Source organism: Kitasatospora sp. NPDC043949 (assembly GCF_056435365.1).
Map to the genome: position 1 here is coordinate 1 of NZ_JBWKEQ010000107.1, position 5,523 is coordinate 5,523.

General features: G+C 71.8%; 2 protein-coding genes. Both read right to left on the bottom strand.

The features are described 5' to 3' along the window. Positions 1 to 200 precede the first annotated feature (200 nt). On the bottom strand, positions 201 to 4,025 hold the full coding sequence (locus tag AC07AL_RS38385; RefSeq protein WP_478319556.1) for an RICIN domain-containing protein: 3,825 nt from the start codon (positions 4,023 to 4,025) through the stop codon (positions 201 to 203). A gap of 409 nt (positions 4,026 to 4,434) precedes the next feature. Then, entirely contained in the window at positions 4,435 to 5,133 is a 699-nt protein-coding gene (locus AC07AL_RS38390) for an exonuclease/endonuclease/phosphatase family protein (RefSeq protein ID WP_363633151.1), read from the bottom strand. Between the last annotated feature and the right edge of the window lie 390 nt (positions 5,134 to 5,523).

Here is a 5,523-nt window from a genome sequence, read left to right on the forward strand (position 1 = left end):
GAAATGCAGTTCCTCCTCGCAACCTGGGCCGGCGCCTGCCCCACCTGCCACCGCGACATACCCACATCCATACAAACCTGACCAAGCCCTACTAGACAACCGACCACGTGTTGCAACGACCGTTAGGAACCGCCAGGTATGGGGGCGGGCCTTCGATTTCGCCGGACGCCGTCAGCGGCGCGATCGGTCAGGATCCGGCGTCAGAAGCACTTGATCCTGCCGCAGTTGGGAACGGAGATCTTGTGCTGGGTGCCGGCCCTCCACTCCAGGTGCGGGATCAAGCCGATCCAGGTGAGCAGCCCGCCCAGTCCGATCTGGGCCAGGTTCTGGTCGGTCCACCAGATCGAGAGCGTTCCCGACTGGTTGATCTCCAGCCAGGCGTTGGTGTAGCCGGCGGTGCCGGAGGACCAGCAGGCCTGGTTGCCGACGCCGTAGACGACGAAGTTGCCGTCCGTCTGCATGGTCGCCCGGGTGCCGCAGCCGGCGCTGCCCGGAGCGCTCCACTCCTTCACCCGGCGCTCCTGCCCGAGTTCGTTGACCTCCGTGTACCAGAGCGCCAGTTCACCGTTGTCCTCCATCTTCAGGACGGTCCACTGGTCCGGGTTCCCGGTGGCCTCGAAGGTCTGGCCTCGGCAGATGGTGAAGTTCCTCCACATCCAGGAGCCCTGGCGCTCCGCGCCGGGGGGCTGGAGGGCGCAGTCGGAGGACGGCTGGCCACCACCGCCGGTGTTGCCGCCTCCGCCACCGGTGTTGCCGCCGCCTCCTCCGGAGCCGCCGCCACCGGGGGTCGGGCCATTCTGGACGTTGTCCAGGCGCCAGCGCTGCTTGTCGGAGCCGTCGCACCGCCACACCCCGAGCTGCTCACCGGCGTTGTTGGCGGTGAGGCAGCCACCGTCGGTGGCGCTGACGATCCAGTACCAGCCGTTGCCCGCGTCGCGGAAGGACCAGCGCTGGTTGGCGTTCCCCTGCTGGTTCTGCGTCAGGTGGGTGCGGTGGACGCCGGGGTTGTGGTCCATCACCATGCCCTGGCCCGGCGCGGCCTTGCCGTCCGTGAGGAGGGTCTCGACGATCCACTGGCCGTTGCCCGCGTCCCAGAACGCCCACCGCTGGGCGGCGTTGCCGTTGCCGCCCAGTGCCTTGATGGAGGTGCCGGAGGCGGTGTTGGCGCCGTCGAGGTCGGCGACCAGCCCGTTGTTGTTCGACCGGAGCGTGGCGACCTGGCTACTGCCGATGTTCGGACCGACCACCGGACCGCCGGGCGACCCGCCGGAGGATCCGCCGCCGGGCTGGGGCTGCGGCTGCGGCTGCGGCTGCGGCTGCGGCTGCGGCTGCGGCTGGGGAGCGGACGGCCCCTGGGCCACGTTGTCCAGGCGCCACTTCTGGCGGTCGCTGCCGTCGCAGGGGCTGATGGCGAGGGCTTCGCCGGGGTTGTTGGCGGTGAGGCAGTTGTTGTCGGTGTCGCTGGTGATCCAGAACCAGCCGTTGCTCGCGTCCCGGAACGCCCAGTGCTGGTTGGCGTTGCCGTCCATGGTCCGGATCAGGTGAGTGCGGTGGTTGCCCGGGTCGTGGTCCATGACCATGCCCTGGCCCGCCGCCGTCTTCCCGTCGGTGAGCAGGGTCTCGATGATCCACCGCCCGTTCGCGGTGGCCCAGAACGCCCAGCGTTGCGCGTCGTTGCCATTCGCGCCGAGCGCCTTGATCGACGTACCGGAGTTGGTGGTGCCGCCGTCCAGGTCCGCCACCATCCCGTTGTTCCCGGAGACGAGGGTGGAGACCTGCCCGGCTCCGACGCCGGGGTTGACCACCGGGCCGGTGCCCGGCTTCGGCGCCGGCTGCTGGGGCGCGCGGGGCGGGACGCTGCCCAGGCCCCAGCGCTGCGAGTCGGTCGCGTTGCAGTCCCAGATCTGCAGGGCGGTGCCGTTCGCGGAGTTGCCGTCGGTGACGTCCAGGCACCTGCCCGAGGCGGGGTTGACGAGTGAACTGTTGTCGCCCTGCTGCCAGTTCTGGGCAGGGGTGCCGTTGCAGGTGTACAGGCCGACCCGGGTGCCGCGGTTGGTGAGGCCCCCGGCCACGTCCAGGCACTTGTCGAACGCCTTCAGGGTGAAGACGCCGCTGCTCGCGGACGGCGTCCAGCGCTGGGAGCGGGTGTTGTTGCAGTCGTACAGGTCGATCGGGGTCTTGTCGGCCGTGTTGCCTCCGGTGACGTCCAGGCACTTGCCCGGGAACGCCGAGTAGACGGGCACCGAGCCGGCGTCACCGCCGCCGTCACTGCCGGTGGGGCCGGTCAGGCGGAACTTCTGGCGGTCGGAGCCGTCGCAGGTGCCGACCGTCAGCGGCTGGCCGGACGCGGACAGGGTCAGGCAGCCGCCGCCGTCACCGTTGGTGATCGTCGACCAGCCGTTCCCGGCGTCGGCGAACTTCCAGAGCTGGTTCGTCCGGTCCGCCGCCACCGCCTGGAGCTCGGTGCGGTGGGAGGCGGTGTCCTGCCCGAGGACCAGCCGCTCCTCCGGGCGGTTGCCGCCGTAGGTGAGCCGGGACTCGATCAGCCAGTTGCCGTTGCCCCGGTCCCAGAACGCCCAGCGCTGGGAGTCGGTCGAGTTGGGTTGCCACGCCTGGACGGGCGTGCCCACGGCGGGCACGCCGCCGCGTACGTCCGGCACCAGTTGGGCGTCGGCGGCGGAGACGATGCTGATCCCCTGGGTCGGCTCCGGCCGCGTACCGCCGCCGGGTCCGCTGGGCCAGCTCGGCCCGCCGGGGGTGCCTCCCCAGGAGGGCAGGCTGGGCAGCGGCGGGAAGCCGGGCAGGCCGATGGCGGGGAGGGCGGGCACGGACGGGCCGCCGCCGGGTGTGCCACCGCCACCGGGGTTGGGATCGCCGGGGCCGGGCGGGGCGTCGTCGTCGGCGGCCGGTTGGTTGGTGTCCGCCGGCTCGCACTTGTTCGGCTGTTCCGGGGCCTTGGGCGGATTGGCGGACGCGGCGGGGTCGTTCGGGAAGCCCGAGGTGGTCGGCCACGGCACGTTCGGCAGACCGGGCAGCGACGGCCACGGGATCGTCGGGAAGCCCGGGATCGACGGCCAGCTCCAGGAGGGCTGGTCCGGCAGCTGGGGCCACGGGACGGACGGGAACGACGGCGCGCCCGGCCACGTGACGGTGGGCATGGCGGGGTGGCCGGGGAACGGAACGGTCGGATTGCCGGGGACGGAGGGCCACTTGACCTGCGGGAACCCGGGGACGGTCGGCCAGGCGAGGCCCGGGTGGTCCGGGATCGCCGGGTCGGTGACCGCCGGGAGGCCGGGGACCAGGGCGGTGCCGTCGTCGTTCCCGTTGCCGGGCAGTGGCAGCACCGGCCACGGGACGTCGGCGTGTCCGGGCATCGTGGGCCAGGGGACGGTCGGGAAACCCGGCACGGAAGGCCAGGTGGCCTCGGGGTGGCCGCCGATCGTCGGCCACGGCAGGCTCGGCACGGTCGGGAACCCGGGCCAGCGGATCTCCGGCAGATCGGGGTGGCCGGGCATGGGGATGTTCGGGTAGCCGGGGACGGACGGCCAGGCGATGGCCGGATGCGCGGGCAGGGACGGCCAGGTCAGCTCGGGGTGGTCCGCCACGGTCGGCCACGGAGTGTCCGGGAATCCCGGAACGGCGTGACCGGGCCCGTAGCAGGGCATGGACAGCCGCCACCGCTGCCGGTCGGACCCGTCGCAGTCCTTCGTGGCCAGGCCGGCCCCGTCCGTCGAGGCGGTGAGGCAGGCCCCGGTGGACGCGGCGGTGATCTGGTACCAGCCGTCCACGTCGGCCGGGGCGAACCGCCAGCGCTGGCCCGGACTGCCGTCGGGCTTTCCGGTGGCGTCGTTCTCGATCGGGCGGATCGCCACCTGGTCGCCGTACGTGGGGAGGCCGAGCACGCTGCCCTGCCCTGCGGCGGTGGTGCCGTTGGTCAGTCCGGTCTCGATCACCCAGGTGTCGTCGGACTTCTGCCAGGTCGCCCAGTTCTGCTGCGGGGCACAGGCGGGTGCGGCCGCGCGCACCCGTGCCGGCGGCCGGTGAACCGCCCGTCACGTCGGCGACCAGGTTGCCGGAGGCCGAGGTGAGGAGCGAGGTCCTGCCGTGCTGTGGTGCCGACGGGTCGGCGCTCGCGGGTGTCTGCGCGGTGGTGGTGTCGGCCGCGGTGGTGGCGGCGGCCGGTACGGCCGCGACGCGGGGGAGCGGCGGAAGGCCCTGCGGACAGTGGTCCCGCCCGTTCTGACGGTCCTGGGGATTCGGTTCCAGCCGGAACCCGACGGGCAGGTGGTCGGACTGGGTGTCGTTGAAGTATCCCTGGACGAAGCCGGTGTACTCCTGGGCTATGCCCGTCGGGTCACTCGCGACCATGTAGTCCAGTTCGCGTTCCCGTACCGGGCTTGTCGGCCGGGTGTCCTGACGGCTCCTTATCGCGCGCTACCCGGGGTGCGCCGCGAGCGCCCCGGCCAGAGTCGCCGGCTTGCGGTTGAAATCGCCCATGACCGCCCACTTCTGCCCCGGCCTCGCCGCGTCGACCGCCGTGAGCTGGTCGACGGCATCGTCGCCACCGTCCGTGAGCATGTGCGCGCTGTAGAACCAGGTGTCACCGAGCTTGAGCCCCAGCATGGGCTTCGGATACTTGCCGGGAACGTCGAAGTCGTCCCGCCAGCCGATGACGTCGACCTGCCCCTGCCCGTCGCGGACGTCCAGGTTCGCGTGGGTCATGAACGCGATGTTCGTGCCGGTGCTGTTGGTGTTGAGGTAGTAGATGTAGACGGTGTCCGCGTCCGGGGCGGGACGGCCCGTGACCGTCCACTCGTGCTTGTACACGGAGTACGTGTTGTTCTTCGCCCCTCCGGATCGCCTGAAGGTCCCGATGTCGACCGGGTCGTTGGGCACCGGCGAGTAGAGGTCGTAGCCCCTCGGTGCGGTGACGGTGTCCGGCACCTCCTGGAGGGCCACCGCCTCGCGCCCCGGGAGGAGGTAGGTCAGCGCGGTCTGCCAGTTCTTCTTCTTCCGCTGCATGTTCCAGGTCGCCACCGAGTGGTCGGCCACTGCGGCGGACGCCGACGAGGTGAGCACCGGGAGGAACTGCACCAGCGTGGCGAGCAGGGCCAGGATCAGTACGCCCGTCACACCCGATGCCCGAGGCCGAGTGAGGAACGGTGGTTTCACCGGGTTTCGTACCGGCCGTGGTGGGCTGTGGTGCTCGAACATGCCGTCCTCACATCGCGGGAACTGGACCGGCTCCCGCGGGACGCCGTTCGCCGACCGGCATCGAACCAGGCGGAGATATACGCGGCATAAACGGCCGAACGACGGCGCGCCGGGGCGTGTGAGGGTGCGTCGGAGAATCCAGGGGCTCCGGGGCCTGCGGCGCCGCAACCCACGAAGGCCCGCCCGCAGTTCCAGGACTGATGTCCAGGTGGTGGGGGGGGGGGCAGGGGGGGGGGGGGGGGGGCGGGGCGGGGGGGGGGGGGGGGGGGTTCTCGCGCCAGCACACGCGAAAAACAACCCCCCCAACAG